Annotated in this window: 15 protein-coding genes; 11 read left to right on the top strand and 4 right to left on the bottom strand. The window is 43.7% G+C overall.

The features are described from left to right. Positions 1–224: 224 nt before the first annotated feature. Both AC59JO_RS12115 and AC59JO_RS12110 read right to left on the bottom strand, forming a co-directional pair. Positions 225–2,033, bottom strand: coding sequence for an ATP-binding protein (locus AC59JO_RS12115; RefSeq protein ID WP_497305560.1), 1,809 nt, complete (start codon positions 2,031–2,033; stop codon positions 225–227). A gap of 99 nt (positions 2,034–2,132) precedes the next feature. Further along, positions 2,133–4,850 (bottom strand): valine--tRNA ligase, encoded by a 2,718-nt coding sequence (locus AC59JO_RS12110; protein WP_497305558.1) that lies wholly within the window; start codon positions 4,848–4,850, stop codon positions 2,133–2,135. A 794-nt stretch (positions 4,851–5,644) separates the two neighbouring features. On the opposite strand from AC59JO_RS12110, the gene AC59JO_RS12105 reads away from it, so the two are divergent. The 4 genes from AC59JO_RS12105 (at position 5,645) to mnmC2 (ending at position 10,817) form a co-directional block, all read left to right on the top strand. Next, positions 5,645–7,720, top strand: coding sequence for a M13 family metallopeptidase (locus AC59JO_RS12105; protein ID WP_497305556.1), 2,076 nt, complete (start codon positions 5,645–5,647; stop codon positions 7,718–7,720). A 404-nt stretch (positions 7,721–8,124) separates the two neighbouring features. After that, the gene (locus AC59JO_RS12100) at positions 8,125–8,571 is read left to right on the top strand and encodes a DUF1569 domain-containing protein (protein WP_497305554.1); all 447 of its coding nucleotides are present in this window, start codon (positions 8,125–8,127) and stop codon (positions 8,569–8,571) included. Positions 8,572–8,689: 118 nt separating this feature from the next. Beyond that, on the top strand, positions 8,690–10,039 hold the full coding sequence (locus tag AC59JO_RS12095; RefSeq protein ID WP_413666443.1) for a rhodanese-like domain-containing protein: 1,350 nt from the start codon (positions 8,690–8,692) through the stop codon (positions 10,037–10,039). Between the two features lie 100 nt (positions 10,040–10,139). Continuing rightward, positions 10,140–10,817, top strand: coding sequence for a tRNA (5-methylaminomethyl-2-thiouridine)(34)-methyltransferase MnmC2 (gene mnmC2, locus AC59JO_RS12090; protein WP_497305552.1), 678 nt, complete (start codon positions 10,140–10,142; stop codon positions 10,815–10,817). A 10-nt stretch (positions 10,818–10,827) separates the two neighbouring features. On the opposite strand, the gene AC59JO_RS12085 is transcribed toward mnmC2, so the two are convergent. After that, the gene (locus AC59JO_RS12085) at positions 10,828–11,658 is read right to left on the bottom strand and encodes a hypothetical protein (RefSeq protein WP_413666441.1); all 831 of its coding nucleotides are present in this window, start codon (positions 11,656–11,658) and stop codon (positions 10,828–10,830) included. A gap of 138 nt (positions 11,659–11,796) precedes the next feature. On the opposite strand from AC59JO_RS12085, the gene mazG reads away from it, so the two are divergent. The 5 genes from mazG (at position 11,797) to AC59JO_RS12060 (ending at position 16,103) form a co-directional block, all read left to right on the top strand. After that, the gene (gene mazG, locus AC59JO_RS12080) at positions 11,797–12,600 is read left to right on the top strand and encodes a nucleoside triphosphate pyrophosphohydrolase (RefSeq protein WP_413666440.1); all 804 of its coding nucleotides are present in this window, start codon (positions 11,797–11,799) and stop codon (positions 12,598–12,600) included. A 74-nt stretch (positions 12,601–12,674) separates the two neighbouring features. Further along, entirely contained in the window at positions 12,675–13,103 is a 429-nt protein-coding gene (locus AC59JO_RS12075) for a hypothetical protein (RefSeq protein ID WP_413666439.1), read from the top strand. Between the two features lie 171 nt (positions 13,104–13,274). After that, entirely contained in the window at positions 13,275–13,829 is a 555-nt protein-coding gene (locus AC59JO_RS12070) for an RNA polymerase sigma factor (protein ID WP_413666438.1), read from the top strand. Continuing rightward, positions 13,822–15,354, top strand: a complete 1,533-nt coding sequence (locus tag AC59JO_RS12065) for a hypothetical protein (protein ID WP_497305549.1) — start codon at positions 13,822–13,824, stop codon at positions 15,352–15,354. Before AC59JO_RS12070 ends, AC59JO_RS12065 begins: the two co-directional genes overlap by 8 nt. After that, positions 15,351–16,103, top strand: a complete 753-nt coding sequence (locus AC59JO_RS12060) for a hypothetical protein (RefSeq protein WP_497305547.1) — start codon at positions 15,351–15,353, stop codon at positions 16,101–16,103. The genes AC59JO_RS12065 and AC59JO_RS12060 overlap by 4 nt, the downstream gene beginning before the upstream one ends. Positions 16,104–16,396: 293 nt before the next feature. Here AC59JO_RS12060 and AC59JO_RS12055 read toward each other — a convergent pair whose 3' ends face one another. Beyond that, complete coding sequence (locus AC59JO_RS12055) at positions 16,397–17,548, bottom strand: FtsX-like permease family protein (RefSeq protein WP_413666435.1); 1,152 nt, start codon at positions 17,546–17,548, stop codon at positions 16,397–16,399. A 155-nt stretch (positions 17,549–17,703) separates the two neighbouring features. Between AC59JO_RS12055 and AC59JO_RS12050 the strand changes: the two genes are divergently transcribed. After that, positions 17,704–18,945, top strand: coding sequence for an exo-beta-N-acetylmuramidase NamZ family protein (locus AC59JO_RS12050; protein WP_497305545.1), 1,242 nt, complete (start codon positions 17,704–17,706; stop codon positions 18,943–18,945). A gap of 33 nt (positions 18,946–18,978) precedes the next feature. Further along, positions 18,979–19,896, top strand: coding sequence for a methionyl-tRNA formyltransferase (gene fmt, locus AC59JO_RS12045; RefSeq protein ID WP_497305543.1), 918 nt, complete (start codon positions 18,979–18,981; stop codon positions 19,894–19,896). The last annotated feature ends 29 nt before the right edge of the window (positions 19,897–19,925 follow it).

Raw genomic sequence — 19,925 nt, 5'->3', positions numbered from 1 at the left:
ATTCCCTCCCTTGGGAGGGGTGCGGCGGGATGCGTATTGGCAGGGAGGGGTTTATGCGTCGTTAAAGCAGATAAGCCTGCCGTTGAAACCCCTCCCTACACCCTCCCAAGTGAGGGAATCGCACAATCCCACGCTTTTTTTTATCTTCCGAACACCTATGGTGACAACACCAACAATAGCGTAGTTTTTAAAGCCCTCCCTTCCGGGGAGGGTTTGGGTGAGGCTCACATCACCTTTTTCAAAGCATAATTATTTAGCTTTTCCAACAAGTCATCAGGTTTAAATGGCTTGGATACGTAATCATTCATACCGGCCTCATAAACCTGCTCTTTGATATCAAAAAGAGCGGAAGCAGTAAGTGCGATAATAGGCACACCAGATTTTTTAGGATCGGCCATTTTACGGATCTCTTTAGATGCATCAAAGCCGTTCATAACCGGCATCTGGAGGTCCATTAATATAATATCAAAATTGCCGTATTGCATAAACTCAACTACCCGCTCACCGTTTTCGGCAATGGTTGGGTTTATACTCCACTTGCTCAGCAGTTTCTTCATCAGCATTACGTTCACCATGTTATCTTCAGCAATAAGTACCCGTAAGCAGGAAAGTGGATTTACTTCGGATTGCTTTGCTTCAGGGGTAACGGCTGCTTCGGGCAATACCTCTGTCGATACCGGGAATTCCATATGAAATGAAAATTCAGATCCGTGCCCCATGGTACTGTTAACGGTTATCTGCAAATCCTGCAGCTCAAGTAAACGCTTAACTATAGCCAGGCCGAGCCCTGTGCCACCGTACTCGCGGGTAGTAGCTAATGACTCCTGCGTAAATGGCTCAAATATATCTTCGAGGTTTTCTTTTTCGATACCGATACCGGTATCCCTTACCGAGAAATTTACAGTGACGGTATTATGCCTGTCTTCCACGCAAGTAACCCTCACCCATATGTTTCCCTGCGGAGTAAACTTTATGGCATTACTAATTAGGTTAAAAATGATTTGGGTTATGCGGGTGGGATCGCCAAAAAGTACTTTATTTTTCAATGAGCTATCAACGTCGAGCTTAAACAACAAGCCTTTTTCTTCGGCTTTCAGTATTTGGCCACCGCAAATATTATTCATCAGTTCAACAAGGTTAAAGCGGATGTTTTCAAATACCACCTTTCCCGATTCGATTTTACTGAAATCAAGCACATCATTAACAATGGCCAGCAGGTTGTTTGCCGAGAATTTAAGCACTTCGAGGTTCTCCCGCTGATCGGGCCGCGGACTGCTCATCATCAGCAAATTACTCATCCCTATAACTGCATTTAACGGCGTACGGATCTCATGCGACATGGTTGACAAAAACTCCGATTTAATCTGGGCCGACTTTTCTGCCTTTTCAATAGCCGTTTCCATCTGATTGTAAAGCCGGGCCTGCTCCTTGCTGCTATCCTTAAGATGTTTGATGTTTTTTAAGAAAGCAGTATAAAAATGGCTATGAATAAAAATGAGCAATATAAAATTGGCAAACACGCTAATGATAATAGTAGACTGGTCAATTTTATTAGGTTTGATACCGATAACGTACCCGCTGTTATATTCAATAATCATAAATACCAACACCGGTATGGTGTTTAACAGCGAATACATAAGCCCCCATCGCTGACCAAGCATATAATAGCTAAATGCAATAACAATAATAATTACCTGCACGGTAATGATGTTTACTGTTTGCATAGAGGCATAAACCAGGCTTAAGTTAACAAGGGTACCCACAATGAGCAAGGCATGCGCTGTGCCGCGCCAGTCTGGCCGCCAGGTTAAATATTTAAACAATACCACTACCGACCCCATCAAAAACAGGGTGGTATAAGCAAGCATCTTTTGGTTTTGGAAATAAACGCTCAGGTAAAGCGCACCGAGGGCCACAAAAATAAGGAAGAACCCATAATACAATAAACGAATCCGGGCCTGGTCAAGGAACGATTGCTCCTTCGACAAAATCTTATAGATCGATAAGTTAAAAAAACTTACTTTTTTACTCATATTCAGAACTTAACATTGGCCCTGCAATTTGACAAGCTACCTTACAGCAATCAAAATACTGTAGGGTAGCTTGTTACGCAAAGCCGGTAAGTTCTGCAATTAGCAAGCCAAAGCCGCCAGGTTTTCGTCAATGATGGCTAACTTGGCTTCGGCATCGGCCTTTTTCTTTTGTTCAACCTCAATAATTTCGGGTTTTGCATTGGCCATAAACCTTTCGTTACCCAACTTTGCATTAACCGATTTCAGGAAACCTAACAGATATTCCTGTTCTTTTTTCAATCGGGCGCACTCGGCAACCGGGTCAATTTCTTCGCTGAAAGGAATATAAAATTCATCAGTTGAAGCTAAGAAATTAATAGCTCCTTCAACTTTATCGGCTACGGTTTCAAACTTACTGATGTTGGCAAGCCTCGCAATAATGGCCTCGTATTGGCCGTAATTAATGCCCGAATTTGATTTGGCAAATAATTCAAGCGGCTCCTTGTCCGAAATTTGTTTTGTTTTGCGGGTATTCCTGATAGAAGTAACAACATCTTTTACTATCTCAACCTCAACCAGTAAGCGTGAATTTATTTCCCCAATAGCGGGTAATTGCGCTACAATACAGCAGTCTGATTCAGTACGTTCGCCAAACAGCTCATCATGCCATAATTCTTCTGTAAGGAAAGGCATAAAAGGGTGCAATACCTTTAAAATATTTTCAAAAAATTGAATAGTAGCCGTATAAGTAGCCTTATCAACAGGGTGCTGATAAGCCGGCTTGATCATTTCAAGATACCATGCGCAAAAATCGTCCCATACCAGCTTATAAGTGTCCATTAAAGCCTCTGATAAGCGGTATTGGGCAAAGTTGGCTTCAATTTCGGTCAAAGCCTGGTTAAACCTGCTGCCAAACCATTCAATGGCTACGACATTAGGATTAGCAAGGCTTTCATCAACCTCCCAACCTTTTACCAGCTTAAAGGCATTCCAGATCTTATTGGCAAAGCCGCTACCCTGTTTGCAATAGCTTTCATCAAACATTAAGTCGTTACCGGCAGGCGAGCATAGCAGCATACCCACACGTACGCCGTCGGCACCGTAAGTCTCGATCAGATCTAACGGATCGGGCGAATTGCCCAATGATTTCGACATCTTACGACCTTGCTTATCCCTCACAATACCGGTAAGGTATACGTTCCGGAACGGCACTTCGCCCCTAAACTCATGCCCGGCCATAATCATCCTCGCCACCCAGAAAAATAAAATTTCAGGCGCCGTAACCAGGTCATTGGTTGGGTAGTAATAATTGATATCGGCATTGTTAGGGTCTTTAAAACCATCAAATACCGAAATTGGCCACAGCCAGGACGAAAACCAGGTATCAACAACGTCTTCGTCCTGGGTAAGATCTTCAGATTTGAGATCTGAGATTTGAGATTTGAGATTTTTCGCTTCTTCAAAAGCCTCTTCCCTGTTCTTTGCAATCACAAATTCGCCGTTTGGCAGGTACCATGCCGGAATCTGCTGTCCCCACCATAGCTGGCGGCTGATGTTCCAGTCCCTTACATTCTCCATCCAGTGGCGGTAAGTGTTCACAAACTTTTCGGGTATCAGTTTGATCTCGCCATTCAGTACATAATCCAAAGCAGGTTTGGCCATTTCGCCCATCTTGCAAAACCATTGCATAGATAGTTTTGGCTCAATAACCGCATTGGTACGTTCACTGAAACCAACCTGCGATTTATATTCTTCAACTTTTTCCAGTACGCCGGCTTCTTCCAACAGCACTGCTATCTTTTTACGGGCAGCAAAACGGTCTTCGCCAACCAATATCTGCGCTTTTTCGTTCAGCGTGCCGTCGTCATTCAGGATATCAATAACCGGCAGGTTATGACGCTGGCCCAGTTCGTAGTCATTCAAATCGTGCGCAGGGGTAACCTTCAAACAGCCGGTACCAAAATCCATGGTTACGTAGTTATCCAGTATCACCGGGATCTCGCGATCAATAAGCGGGATGTAAACCTTTTTACCATGCAGGTGCAGGTAACGCTCATCATTAGGGTTGATACAGATAGCTGCATCGGCCATAATGGTTTCCGGTCGGGTAGTGGCGATGGTTAAGAAGTCCGAAAGTCCGGAAGTCCGTGAGTCCGAAAGTAAAGAGCCAGCATCGGAGAAATCTTTCTGACTTTCCGACTTCCCGACTTCCGGACTTTCGGACTTAACAGCATAACGGATATAATAAAGCTTCTGATTAACTTCCTTACGGATAACTTCTTCGTCGCTTACTGCAGTTTTACCCTGCGGGTCCCAGTTGATCATACGGATGCCGCGGTAGATCAATCCTTTTTTATACAGGTGGATAAAGGTATCAATAACCGCTTCTGACAGGTTCTCGTCCATAGTAAATTTGGTACGGTCCCAATCGCATGAAGCGCCAAGTTTTTTAAGCTGTTCCAGGATAATGCCGCCGTATTTTTCCTTCCACTCCCAGGCGTAAGTTAAAAACTCTTCGCGGGTAAGGTCTTTTTTGCTGATGCCGCGCTCTTTAAGCATGGCAACAACTTTGGCTTCAGTGGCAATACTGGCGTGGTCGGTACCGGGAACCCAGCAGGCATTTTTGCCTTTCATACGGGCGCGGCGGATCAGCACGTCCTGAATAGTATTGTTAAGCATGTGGCCCATGTGCAAAACCCCGGTAACGTTTGGTGGCGGAATGACTATTGTATAAGGCTCGCGCTCATCAGGCACCGACTTAAAAAAGCCGTGCTGTAACCAGTAACTGTACCATTTTTCTTCGGTTTCCTTGGGGATATATGTTTTAGCAATACTCATAACGCGCAAAAATACGATACTTAGCGGTTCATAGCCAAAGGTTGAGGGATTTTTTTGTGCTTAGTTCATGGTTGATAGTTCATAGATCATGGTTCATAGCTGCGGACAAGAGCGCGGGCCGCATTAGGGATGGTAGCGGATACCGGCCTGTGGCTAATGCCTTGTGCAGTATGAGCGTACAGCCCGGGCCGCAGGCAATGCCCATATTCTGAACCGGGATTTGGGTGGATTTTTCGGGTAGGAAGGATTTTTCTTTTTGTCCGAACCTGAATTTGTTGAATTAAAGAATTAACAGAATGCTAAGTAAATTCGAAAAATTCCTTAATTCGTTTAATTCGAGTTCAGATAATGGCGTTGCCTGCGGCCCGGGCTGTACGTTGCAAGTCCTCGCCTTTCCTGCCCGCAATCCCTCCACGCGCTGTGGGCTTTCTACTACCATCCCTAACGCAAATTGTACTTTTGTAAAATCATTATCTCCACAACTGTAATCTATAATCTACACACCAATCAACTATAACCTATGTGATCCATGAACTATGATCTATCAACTATGAACACTCCCCAGTACCCCACCAACCAAACCTACTCCCACAATATTTTTACAATTAACCAGTTATTATATATGTAACATTCAAATTGTCATGAAAACAATACCCTTGCATCGTTTCTGGCTTGATATTTTGAAAAAAACAAAACTCGACGCCATTATCAACTGGTTCAATCACTAACGGCCTGCCCCCGGCCTTTTTTGCTTAATACCCGTTATTTATTAACTTTAATTTTTAAGTATTGACATGAAATTAAAGTTTAACTATTTATTGCTGGCTGCAGGTCTTGGTATGTCGGTAAATGTTTTCGCTGCAGAAGGCCCCAAACCACTGAAACCAAAGCATAAAACTGCTGTTCCACCTAAAAAGTTTATTGATCCCGCCAACATGGACCTGAGCGTAAAGCCTGGCGACAATTTTTTTGAATATGCTAATGGCGGCTGGTTAAAACAAAACGGTGTCCCTGCCAAAGAAACCCGCTGGGGCAGCTTTAATATCCTCCGCCAGGAAAACACAAACAAACTCATCGGTTTGCTGAACGAAGTAAGCCAGACATCAGCTTCACAACCTAAAGGCAGCCTGAAACAACGCGTGGGCGATCTGTATGCCAGCGGTATGGATAGCCTGACCATCGAAAAACGTGGTTACGATCCCCTCAAAGCCGATCTGCAGCGTATTGGCCGGTTAAAAACCCTTGATGATTTTATTAACGAACTGGTTTACGAACGTGTTAATGGACTAAACTCCCCTATTTTCAGGTTTGGAGTTGATCAGGACGAAAAGAATGTAAACAAATACATCGTAAGCCTTGGCCAGGGTGGTATTAGCCTGCCCGACAGGGATTATTACCTCAAAAATGATCCGCGTTCAAAAAAGGCCCAGGAGGCTTTGAAAAAGTTCGCTATAACCTTGTTCACCCTTACCGGAAGCAGCCCCGATGAGGCAGCCAAAAACGCCGCGATAGTTTACGACCTGGAATATACATGGGCCAAAGCACAGCTTAGCCGTGTAGCCATGCGCGATCCGCATGTTACCTATAACAAGTTCCTGGTGGGCGATTTTGAAAAGCAGACCCCTCACTTAAAGTGGTCAAAAATATTACCAGCCCTTAATGCCGGCGGACAGGACAGCATCCTGGTTGGTCAGCCATCATTTTTCAGGGCTACCGACTCATTGTTCTCAAATACTCCGGTTGCTAAATTGCGGGTATACCTGCAGTGGAGTATGTTAAAAGGAGGAGCTCCTGGATTAAGTTCTGACTTTGTTAACGCAAACTTTGCCTACAGCAGTGTGCTGAGCGGTCAAAAAGTACAGACACCGCGCACTGAGCGCATGAGTGCCCTTGTTGACGGCAACATCGGCGAATTACTGGGCCAGCTTTTTGTTGAAAAATACTTTACACCTGCCGCTAAACAATACATGGTTGATTTGGTAAATAACCTTAAAGAAACCCTCGGCGACAGGATTAAACGCCTTGACTGGATGAGCCCGGCAACCAAAGAACGCGCGCTTAAAAAGCTTAATGCCTTTACGGTAAAGATTGGCTATCCCGACCATTGGGAAAAATACGATGGCCTGGTGATTGACCGCGACGATTACTTTGGCAACCTGCGTGCGCTAAATAAGTGGCGGTACAATTTTAATGTAACACGTTTAGGCAAACCGGTTGATAAAACCCGCTGGGGAATGACGCCGCCTACCGTTAACGCATATTACAACCCAACCAATAATGAGATTGTGTTCCCGGCCGGCATCCTGCAATTCCCGTTCTTTGATTTCAATGCCGATGATGCGGTTAATTACGGTGGCATTGGCGCCGTAATTGGTCATGAAATGACCCACGGTTTTGACGACTCAGGCCGCCAGTACGATGCCGACGGCACCCTGCGCGACTGGTGGACAAAAGAAGATGCCGATAAATTCAAGTCACGTGCCGACCAGGTGGTTAAACAATATGATGCTTTTACTGTTCTTGATTCCCTGCATGTAAACGGCAAACTTACCCTTGGCGAAAACCTGGCCGACCTTGGCGGTTTGAACATCGCTTATGAAGCTTTCAGCAAAACCAAACAGGGCCAGTCGGCCAATACTACGGATGGCTTTACGCCCGATCAGCGTTTCTTTTTATCATGGGCGCAGATATGGCGTGCTTCGCAAACTCCCGAGTCGGCGGCGCAAAGGATCCTGACAGATCCGCACTCGCCCGAGCAGTTCCGCACCAATGCGCCGATAACCAATATCAATGCCTGGTACAAAGCGTTTGACGTAAAACCCGGCGACAAAATGTATAAAAAACCGGAAGACCGGACTAAGATCTGGTAAATCAGATTTTGTTTTTAGAGAAAATGAGGCTGTATAATAAATCAGCCTCATTTTTATTTTTAAATACTTAAGCGATATATAGTTTCCATTTAATTAACTTTATTAACAAAATGGGGGTTAACAGGGTTAACACAATTTAGTGCTAATTTTTACTTAAACTATTAGCAATAAGACAGTTAAGTGTTTTTTAGGCCAAAAAAGTGTTAACCCCCTTTTTGTATAATATTATCGGCTAAATTTCAATTCATAGATAGCACAACACCATGAATGGTTAATTTGATTTATGATACGACCTCGTTTTGTTTTATAAAATATTGGCATAAATCCTCCCCGTTTATGGCTCAAAAACGCCCGTATTGCTTTGCAATTTCGTAGTAGCTTTATCATATCAACCTTTAAAACAAATGAAAACAATATTTGATAAAGAAACCCGCGATAGCCTTATAACCCGAATCAATTCAATTACCGAAAACAGCCAGCCGCAATGGGGTAAAATGAACGTTTATCAAATGCTGAAACATTGTACGCTTTCCGAAGAAATGTATTTAGGCATAATAGTCTATAAACGCTCGTTCATCGGCCGCCTGTTTGGTAAGGTGGCCTTGAAAGGAATGCTGAAGGATGATAGCCCCGTAGCAAAAAATAGCCCTACTGTTCCGCAATGTAAAGTAACTGAAGCAGGAGGCGATGTAGAAGCTCAGAAAAAACGATGGATTGAACTGGTTGAGGAATATGGCAAGACTTCAAAAACCGACTTTGAGCATACTTTTTTCGGAAAAATGACCAGGGAGCAGATGGGCCAATTAGCCTATAAGCATGTTGACCATCATTTGAGGCAGTTTAGTAATTAAGCGTGGAGAGATACTATAATAAACTTCACACATTTACACAAAAAGGATCAATATTTACACCACTCAAACATTGCACAAATAAAACATATTGCCTAAGCATTATCTTTGCAGGCAAAATATGATCATTCAGCAATTTTACGATAAAGGCCTGGCACATGGTTCATATGCCGTGATCCGCACAGGCAAAATGATAGTTATTGACCCGGCCCGTAACCCGCAGCCTTATTATGATTTTGCGGCCCAACATGATGCCGATATTGTGGGCGTTATTGAAACCCACCCGCATGCCGATTTCGTGAGCTCGCATCTTGAAATTCATGAAACAACCGGTGCTGTTATTTACTGTAGTAAACTTACCGGTGCAGCATACCCACACGAAACCTTTGACGACGGCGACGTCATCGAACTTAACGATATCAAACTAAAGGCTATCAACACTCCCGGCCACTCGCCTGATTCTATCTGTATTTTGCTGGTAGATGAAGAAGGCCGCGAAACAGCCATCTTTACCGGCGATACCCTATTTGTTGGCGATGTAGGCAGACCGGATTTACGTGAAAACGTGGGCAACATTACTGCAAAAAAAGAAGAGCTTGCCCGCCAGATGTACCAAAGCACCCGGCAAAAAATCATGACACTGCCTAAAAACGTGGTGGTTTACCCCGCGCACGGTCCCGGCTCGTTATGCGGTAAAAGCATGAGCCCCGACCTGGAAAGCACCATTGGCCGCGAACTGCGCGAAAACTACGCCCTGCAACTGATGGATGAACTGGAGTTTGTTAAAACGCTCACCACCGATCAGCCTTTCATGCCCAAATACTTTGGCCGCGATGTGGAGCTGAATAAAAACGGCGTTTCGGGTTTTGAGGATAGCATTGCCACCGTACCGCACATTGATGCAGCCAGCACATTGGAAAAAGGTATTTTAATTGTCGACAGTCGTCCCAAAGCACAATTCAGAAGCGGCCACCTGCATGGTGCCATTAACCTGCAGGATGGTGAAAAATTTGAAACCTGGCTTGGTTCCATTATCGGTCCCGATGAGCCGTTTTACCTGTTTGCCGAAAATGATGAAAAGCTTGATATCCTAATAAAAAAAGCAGCAAAAATTGGCTACGAGCAAAATATTAAAGCTGCGTTGTTAGCTCCTGTAAACGCCGGTGAAGTATCTCCGGATCTTGATTTGGATGCGTTCAAAGCAAATGAAGGCGATTACACTATAGTTGATGTACGTAACCACGGCGAAGTTGCCGCAGGTAAGGTATTCAAAAATGCCATCAGCATTCCACTGCCTGAACTACGTGAACGTGTTGGCGAGATCCCTTCGGATAAACCAATCGTGGTACATTGCGCGGCAGGTTACCGCTCAGCAGCCGGCGTGAGCATCGTTTCATCTGCTATTACAACCGTACCTGTTTACGATCTGGGCGAAGTTGTAACGGAGATGATGAAGGAAGTGCATGGTTAATAGTTCATAGATGATAGTTAATGGCCGATAAGGCCGTGGAAACTTCCATCCATCAACCATGAACTAAAAGTATACCAGTCAAAACCATGAACTATCATCCATGAACCATGAACTAACCATAGTTACCACTGCCGACGGCTCAAACACCATTTACAATGCCGAAGTGGGCGAACATTACCACTCCCGCCATGGGGCGCTACAGGAAAGCCTGCACGTATTTGTTAAATCGGGCCTGCAATATTTCCTGGAACGGAATGAAACTAAGGAGGTAAGTATTCTTGAAGTGGGTTTCGGCACCGGGCTTAATTTTTTGTTAACTGCCGATGCCTGCAACCATAAGCAAGTAAAACTTAATTATGCCGGTATTGAGGCCTACCCGATAAATGCCGAAATGATGTTGCAAACGGGTTATCAGCAATATATTCCGGAGTTATTATGGCAGCAATTCAATGGCAATTATGCAATTGCCCTAACCGGCAAAGTTGAGATCAACCCAATTACCAAACTACATATTGCCCACCGCAAGCTTTTAGATTTTAAAACAGACGAACAGTTTGACATCATCTATTTTGATGCCTTTGCCGCCATTCATCAACCCGAAATGTGGAACGAGGATGCCGTTGGCCATACCGTTAGCTTTTTAAAACCGGGCGGTGTATTTGTTACCTATGCCATTACCGGCAACCTGAAACGCATGTTAAAAAGCATGGGCTTTAAAGTTGAAAAAGCACCCGGAGCACCAGGCAAGCGCGAAATGCTCAGGGCGGTAAAGCTTTAGTCTTTTCTTTTTATAAGAACCGGAAGCCTACATTAAACTTCAGTGTAAAACCATTGGTGGTAGGCAATTCGCGGTAAGCAAACTGGCCTTGTGTTGCCGCGCTGCGGGTAGCATAAATGATAGGGCCGCCGCAAAGCGAAAATGCCAGGCGCGAGTTAACCGGAGCGTAATTTAATGACGGGCCAATCAACAAGCGGGCGCCACCTTCAGCTTCGTCGGTTTCCCAAAAGCCTTCCAGGTCCTGCCCTACTGCCTCAAAGCCGCCAAATAACTGCCCCGAAATATGACGGTGCACACCAACGCTGGTGATCAGATCCAAACCATCGCGGTTAGTAGCAAATGCTTTTTCAAATCTAACGTTGGCACCAAGTTTCCAATTTGTTACTTCGTACGCGGCAGTTATACGGCTAAATGCTACACCATCGCTATTAAACTCCCGCCTGAAACCAAGGCTTGCTCCTGCCCTAAAGCCCATAGGCTGGTTTCCGCCGATAAAATCACGCAATACTTCGGCCTGTTGCAACGTGCGCACACCGCCATTGCTGCTAAAACCTGTGCCCAGTATGGCCATCAGCGTAAACTTATTGCCCAGGTACCCTTTGGCCGAAAAATTTTGGTCAACGCCGTCAAATCCAAGTGGTGTAACTGTACGTTCACCGTACCCGCCCGAGTAATTTAAACTCCAGTTACGCCCTTGCGGGTTAAGCGTGCTTACAGTAAACAGGAATGGCTGAGGCTGACTAAAGGTGCTGTTGGCCATATCGCCGGCAGGCTGCTGCTGCGCGTAGCTTGTTTTAATTATCGAAACGAAAAGGAGGATAAACAGGTAAATTTTTTTCATGGTAAAATGTGCTTATAGATAGCATTAACAATTGGCTAATAAAATTAATTAATGTTAGTTTAAAATTAATGATACAGTAAGTTTTCATTAAAGATGTTATCATACCTTTGCAGCATAAGTATTCATTATAAATAATTTATGCCTTTAAAAGCCCCTGAAACCGCCCCTACCGCCTCAATAGCGTTCGATAGATTACTCATCATTATGGATGACCTGCGGGCCAATTGCCCATGGGATAAAAAACAAACGCTTGAAAGTCTGCGCCACCTTACCATTGAAGAAACCTATGAGCTAAGCGACGCCATTTTAGGTGGTGATATGCCCGAAATTAAAAAGGAGATCGGCGATATCATGCTGCACCTGGTTTTCTACGCCAAAATAGCTTCCGAAACCAACGACTTTACAATTACCGATGTTTTGAACGGTGTTTGCGATAAACTGATCAACCGCCATCCGCATATTTATGGCGACATAGAGGTGCAAAACGAAGAAGACGTAAAGCGTAATTGGGAGCAGATCAAACTTAAAGAAGGCAATAAATCTGTTTTAGGCGGCGTACCCGCTTCATTACCGGCGCTGGTAAAAGCATCGCGCATACAGGAAAAGGCGCGCGGCGTTGGGTTCGACTGGGAAGAGAAAAGTCAGGTTTGGGCCAAGGTTGAAGAAGAGATGCAGGAGTTTAAAAATGAATTTAATGCCGAAGATGAAAGCACCATCGACCACGAAAAAGCCGAAGCCGAATTTGGCGACCTGTTGTTTTCGCTGATCAACTATGCCCGATTTATCAACATCAACCCGGAAAACGCACTCGAGAAAACCAATAAAAAATTTATCAAACGCTTTCAGTACCTTGAACTTAAGGCCCAGGAAAATGGTAAACAGCTGCATGATATGAGCCTTGCCGAGATGGATATTTTTTGGGATGAAGCAAAAAAACTATAAAATGTTGTTGCCTGGTGTATCGTTTTATTAAAAAGATGCGTAATGGTTAAAAATTGATAACGAGATAAGATTATATGAAACGTAATTTATTTTACCTGCTGCCATTATTGTTAACATTAGGTGTAGCCTGTTCACCTAAAAACGAGGTTGTTCCTGTTGCCCAACCGCAAGGCAATTTCACCGGAACATTCGGTGCTCTTGTTAAAAAAGCCAGCGGTTCCGGTTATGATACTGTTCGCGATACAATAGCTTTAAAACTTACCGCTGCATCATTATTTAAAGTAGCCGCCGATACCAGGAAACACGTGGCAAGCTACGGCGGATTTGTGTACAACGGATATTATATCCAATTTAATGACTCATCTGCGGTAGTACCGGGGGTAAATAAATTTCACCTGAAAGGTGTTTACCAGTACTATTATGACGGTAATGTATTTCAATTGCAGCGTAACAGCAACGGCGATACATTGACGGTTCAATACAACTTAAAAAAAGCTAATTAACTAAAAGTCCAATTGTTTTAATTACGTGCCGGTGCCTGTATTTATGGGTACCGGCTTTTTTGATTACAGCGGGCAAACAATAGCCGTAGATTTTTTTTATTATTTTGTATCGTTTAAATCTTTTACTGCGTAAGGGCTTTTAAAACAACATTTAGCGGAACTACACATTTAATGCATCCACCCCCTCGCATTACCGAAGAAGAGATCATAAGGCAATGCAAACAAGGCAGCTTAAAACATCAGGAACTGCTGTATAAACAGTTCTATGGCTATGCTATGGGTATAAGTTTGCGTTACAGTTTAAACCGCGACGATGCCCTTGAAGCTATAAATGACGCTTTTATAAAAGTGTTTAACGCTATTGGCGGCTACAATATCGATAAGCCATTCAAAGCCTGGCTCCGCACCATTTTGGTTAACACAGCCATCGACCGACGGCGTAAAGACCTTAAATTCCAGCTTAATGTTGAATTGGATAATGCCGCCCCCATCAGGAGTAATATGGGGCCGGTTGATAATTTAAATGCACAGGATATTTTAAAGCTGATGGTTGAGCTCCCAACCATACAACGAACCATTTTTAACATGTATGAGATAGACGGCTATGATCATGACGAAATAGCCACAACGCTCGGCATCCCGGTAAGCTCATCACGTGTTTACCTGAGCAGGGCAAAAGAAAGATTAAGGACTATATTAAGAAAAGAAGCACAAAACCATGGATGATCAGTTGGATAACGACTTAAGAGACCGCATCAGGGAAGTGTTTGATAATTACGAGGACACTACTGCTGATGAAGGCTGGCTGCTGCTCAGGGAGAAATTCCCTGTGGAGGAAAAACAGCGCCGCCCGGTTTATCTATGGTGGGCAAGCGCCGCTGCTGTGCTGTTGCTGTTTTTAAGTATAGGTTTGTGGATAGCATCGAACAAAAACAATGTAAATAATAACGGCCAAACATTTTCGGCCAAACCGGTAAAACCTGCGTTGCCTAAAACCAGCACAGCATTGGATAGTGCAACTCAAAATGTTGCACCTGTACAACAACCTGCCACAACTAAACAATCACCTGCGGCAAACGCAACTAACCTTGCAAACAATAATAGTACACAATCTTCGGCTACAAAACCTGTTGCTCCCGGTATTGCACCAACAGGCAAACCAAATACTTTTGCAAACAATACATCTTTAAACAAACCGGTAGCTAATGCTGTTGCAAATCAACCGGTAACAGCTGCCCCTGTATTTACACATATTCCGGTACCTGCAGTAAATACTAACCCGGTTAATGGCATCGCAAAAGCCCCTGCTCCGGTTGCTCAACCGGCAAATAATAATGTTACAACTGCAGTACCTGGTAAAAAAGCCGATAGCGTTAAATCCGTGCTGCCGCAAGATAATACGCAACAGTACGCTAATAATCCTGCTGTACAGCCTCCGGTTAATGCCAATCCGGCTAAAACTGCTCCGGCCAATACTACGCCGTCGGTAGTGAAAGTTAAACCGAAAGCCAACTCCATGGAAGCGCTGCTGGCCAGTGATCATGATCAGCCTAAAAAACCTGATATGGAAACAGACGACCGCAGGGTAAAGTTCAGCGTTTATGCGGCAACATTCTTCAACTATGCCAAAGGCAGCCAAAACCAGGTAAATGCTGGTGCCGGCTTCACCACTGATATTAAACTGAGCAAAAACCTTAAACTTTCAACAGGTTTAGCTTTAGCCCAAAACACACTTAATTATAATAAAAACCAGCCCTCAAATGGAGCTGCAGCAGTGTCCTTTTCACCATCGTTAAGCACCACTTACAGTGTGGCGGCTGATTTTAATAAAGTATCATCGAGCCCTTCATTCAAAAACTACAATGCTAACCTGATAGGTCTTGATATCCCGGTTAACCTTAAATATGAATTTAACCCGCAAAAAAATGACACTTATATTTCTGCAGGTTTAAGTTCGGGCACATTTATTAATGAGGCCTACACAGCAAGTTACAGCTACCCGGGACTGGCACAGGCTGCCGGTGTACAGGCACAAACATCCGACGAAACAACGCACAAAAGCTTCAACAGCTTTTATTTTGCCAAAACGTTGAACGTGGCATTTGGTGTTGGCTATCCACTGGGTAAAAGCAACAGGATAATTATCGAACCATTTTTGAAATACCCGCTCGACGGCCTTGGCTCACAGCAGATAAAATTTGGAGCAGGCGGCTTAAACCTGAAACTAAACTTTACAACACATAAAAAATGAAAAAGTACCTCCTTATCCTTGCCCCGTTAATGCTTAGCGGGTTGCAGCTCTGCGCCCAAAAATTAGAAGTATCTGTACAGGGCAATACCGGTTTGTTTCATTTTGCGGGCAAATCAACATCGGCTACTACGCAAGTATTACAGGGATCCATCACCGGCGATCCGATGAACCGAGCCAATAATCCATACGGAAATAAAAATGGGTTCAGTTACGGCGGAAGCGTACAGATTCAAACGATATCAAAAGGCGGGTTTATTGTTGGCTTGCAGGGAGCTTATGAATTACTACGAAGTAAAGTTAATGTAGATAAATATACACCGATTACAACTGTCTTGTACGGTGACTACTTACCTATAACTGCAAATGATCCCAGTTTTGCAGTAACCGGTCATGTTGCTTTCCAAAACCAGAGTATCAACCTTAACCCGTATATAGGCTATCGCTTTCAACTTAATAAAGTTAAGCTTGATATTTTGCCGGGGATGGACCTCGGTCTGATACTGGATAGCCGTGATAAAGGCGAAGTGAAAGATAAAGACGGCAAAATTTATAAAGTTGATTATAAAAGAAGCAAAGCCCCAACTGATGTTCGGTTACGCCTCGGTACCGTAGCCAGTTATGGCCGTTATGGCTTAAACGCCAGCTTTGCCCACGGATTGACCAATTACATGAAAGATATGGTAGGTGACGCATCATTTAATGCGCATAGCGAGTATTTCAGGCTGGGGTTGAGCTACCGGTTGCTTTAATAGCTTCTCGGTGTACTCATCATCGCAAATTAATATCAATAAAACCGAATGTCATTTCGACGAACCGGTTTGGGAATGTGCGGGCGCGGTGAGGAGAAATCTTATACGTCCTGCTCTAAACCTTGCAAACGGCTCTGCATGACGTATAAGATTTCTCTTTCGCCCGACCTCCCAGCCCCAACCTGCTCAATCGAAATGACATTTTCTTTTGCTTAAAAGATGTGTACACCCAGCTACTTAAAACAGGACCCACCCGCAACTATTTGATTATAAGTTAATTAATAACAACTGCTTTACTTAAATTGAATAGCCTTCACCGGCGAGATCCTGCTTACCAATGTTGATGGAATTATAAGTACCAACAGGCAAATGATCAGTGTGCCAATATTCAGGACAACAATATCAAAGAGACTAAACTCAACAGGTACAAAGGTCATATAATACGATGCCTGGTCGAGTTTAAAGAAATGGGTATACATTTGAAAATACCCGAGGCCTATCCCAAGCAAATTACCCAGCAAAAGTCCTAAACCTATCAGGTAAGTAGCGTTGATCAGGAAAACTTTGCGGATGGCCCAATTAGATGCGCCCATGGCTTTGAACATACCAATCATGGCGGTACGCTCAAGGATCATGATCAGCAGTGCCGATATCATATTAATAACAGCAACAGCTACCATCAATACCAGCATCACTACCGAATTTACATCCAAGAGGTTAAGCCATTCAAATATAGTAGGGTAATCTTCTTCAATAGTGTATTCTTTCAGCTTTACCGGTAAAACATCATCAAGCGCATTGGCAGCTTCATTGATATGCTCAAAGTCAGAAACGCGGAGTTCATATTGGCCTATCTCGTTTGGCTTCCAGTCATTAAGGCGGTTAATGAGTGATAACGCTCCAATAACAAAGGTTTTATCAACTTCTTCAACGCCGATGTTGAAAATCCCTTTAATTTTAAACTGACGTTTACGAAGCGGCTCCTGTACAAAATACATCAGCAGCTTATCCCCTACCTTAAGCTTAAGCCTGTCGGCCGTTGTTTGCGAGATCATGATCTCCTTTTGTGCCTCAACAGAATCGGCAAAGCTGATCACATCGCCGGCAACCATCATTTTTTTAAAGTAGCCCCAGTCGTAGCTTTTGTCAACGCCTTTAAGTACCACACCTTCAATTTCATTATTAGCCTTAACAATACCCGGCTTGGTAGCTACCGGCATCACATGAGTAATAAAAGGGCTTTTAAGCGCCCGCTTAACAAAATCACTGTCGGCAGCAAAGGAAGAGCTTTGGTAAGAGTTATTGAGATCAAACTTAACCACGCGAATATCGCCGGCAAAGCCGCGAACTTTGTTGCGGATTTCGTGTTTAAATCCTTTAACAATAGCAAGGGACAGTATCATTACACCCAGGCCAAGCATAATGCCTATAATTGCAATACGCACTATCAGCTTTGAAAAGGTGCGTTTTGATTTAAATGTTATGCGGGCTGATATAAAGGAGGCGAAACTCAATGGCAAACTGATTTTTTGTACCTTCGCAAATATGCGGTTTTGCTGTTAAACCTGCTACTTTTAAAATTGTTTCAACTCAATATTTTATGAATAAGATTTGTGCTTTTTTACGATTTGCCCTCATAACAGTTTTACTTGCAAACACCGCATGCAGCCAGGCAAGCAATTGCAAAAGCTGCAAAACAGCATCCGCATCTAAAAACATAAAAAATGGCCCTATTATTCCCGGAGCCGATCAAATTCCGCTTTATATTAATTATCTTAAGGGAAAAAATATAGGGATGGTGATTAATCAAACTTCTGTTATTGGTAAAAATTTAACTGCCAGTGTAGATAGTTTGGTGCATTCGGGAGTGAATGTAAAAAAGATCTTTGGCCCCGAGCATGGCTTTAGGGGTAATGCCAGTAATGGCGCAACTGTTGGTGATGCAAAAGATCCCAAAACCGGCCTGCCCGTAATATCGCTGTACGGCAACAAACACTACAAACCAACACCTGCCGATTTGAAAGGCATCGACCTGATGATATTTGATATCCAGGATGTTGGGGTGCGCTTTTACACCTACATATCAACCCTGCATTACGTAATGGAAGCCTGTGCCGAAAATAATGTAGAGCTCATGATATTTGACCGCCCTAATCCTAATGGCTACTTAATTGACGGGCCAATTCTGGATACCGTTAACCGTTCGTTTGTGGGCATGCACCCCATCCCCATTGCCCACGGCATGACCATTGCCGAATATGCTCAGATGATAAACGGCGAAGGCTGGTTAAAAAACGGGGTTAAGTGCAAACTAAAGATCATTAAAGTGGCTAATTACAAACATGATTTGCCTTATACCCTGCCGGTAAACCCGTCGCCAAACTTAAATACCCCCATATCAATTTTATTATACCCAAGTACCTGTCTGTTTGAGGGTACTACTTTTAGTTTGGGCAGGGGCACACTTGTTCCCTTTGCGGTTTTGGGGCATCCCGCACTAAAAGGAAAGTATAGTTTTTCGTTCACGCCTAAAAGCATCCCCGGTATGAGCGAAAACCCGCCGCAGAAAGACCAGGAATGTTTTGGTATCGATCTGCAAAATATTTCGCCAAATGATATCACCGGCATGGGCTCCATTAACCTGAAATGGCTCTTAGAGTTATATAATGCTTTCCCCGATAAGGATCATTTCTTTAATGCTTATTTCATAAAGCTGGCCGGCACAGCCGAGTTAAGGAAACAAATTGAAACGGGCAAAACTGAAGAAGAGATCCGCGCCAGCTGGCAGCCGGGCCTCACCGCATTTAAAGCCACACGCAAAAAATATTTACTATACGAATAACCAAATAAAGCACATCTAATACCTAAACATACTATGAGAATTATATTTATGGGTACCCCCCAGTTTGCCGTTACCTCGTTAGATGCTTTAATTAAAGCAGGAAGTGACATTGTTGCTGTTATTACAGCACCTGATAAACCGGCCGGGCGGGGACAAAAAGTCAGCGAATCGGCCGTTAAGCAGTACGCTGTAGCTAACGGATTAAAAGTGCTTCAACCCGAAAAATTGAAGAACGAAGATTTTATTGCCGAATTGAAAGCACTTAAGGCCGATTTGCAGGTGGTAGTAGCCTTCAGGATGCTGCCCGAAGCTGTTTGGAACATGCCGTCTAAAGGCACCATAAATTTACACGCATCGCTGTTACCGCAATACCGCGGGGCGGCTCCCATCAACTGGGCGCTTATCAATGGCGAAAAAGAAAGCGGCGTGACTACTTTCTTTTTAAAGCATGACATTGACACCGGTAACATCCTGTTTACCGAAAAAATAACACTTACCGGCCATGAAGATGCCGGTGAACTGCACGATCGCCTGATGAATAAAGGTGCCGGCTTATTGGTAAAAACAGTAAAAGCTGTTGAAAGCGGCCGTTACAACGAGCATCCACAATCACAACTTGTCGAAGGGACAGAGCTGAGGCGCGCACCAAAGATTTTTAAGGATGATTGCAAGATAGACTGGACACAACCTGCCTTGTCAATTTATAACAAAATTCGAGGTTTGAGCCCGGTGCCAACTGCGTATACCGAGCTTAATGGCAAAAATTTGAAAATTTATGCTTCTGAATATCAGCTATCGGAACCGGCTATACAACCAGGCGGCTTTTTAACTGACAATAAAACCTATTTGAAATTTGCCGCTAAAGATGGTTTTGTATTATTAAAAGATATTCAGTTAGAAGGTAAGAAACGTATGGGTATTGAAGACTTTTTGAGGGGTGTGAAGTTGTAAGAACATTCTCGCAGAACATCAGGGTCTCT

This window comes from Mucilaginibacter sp. A5337 (genome assembly GCF_059690695.1).
Note: the sequence above shows the minus strand (reverse complement) of the source record. Positions and strands in the feature narration are given on the sequence as shown.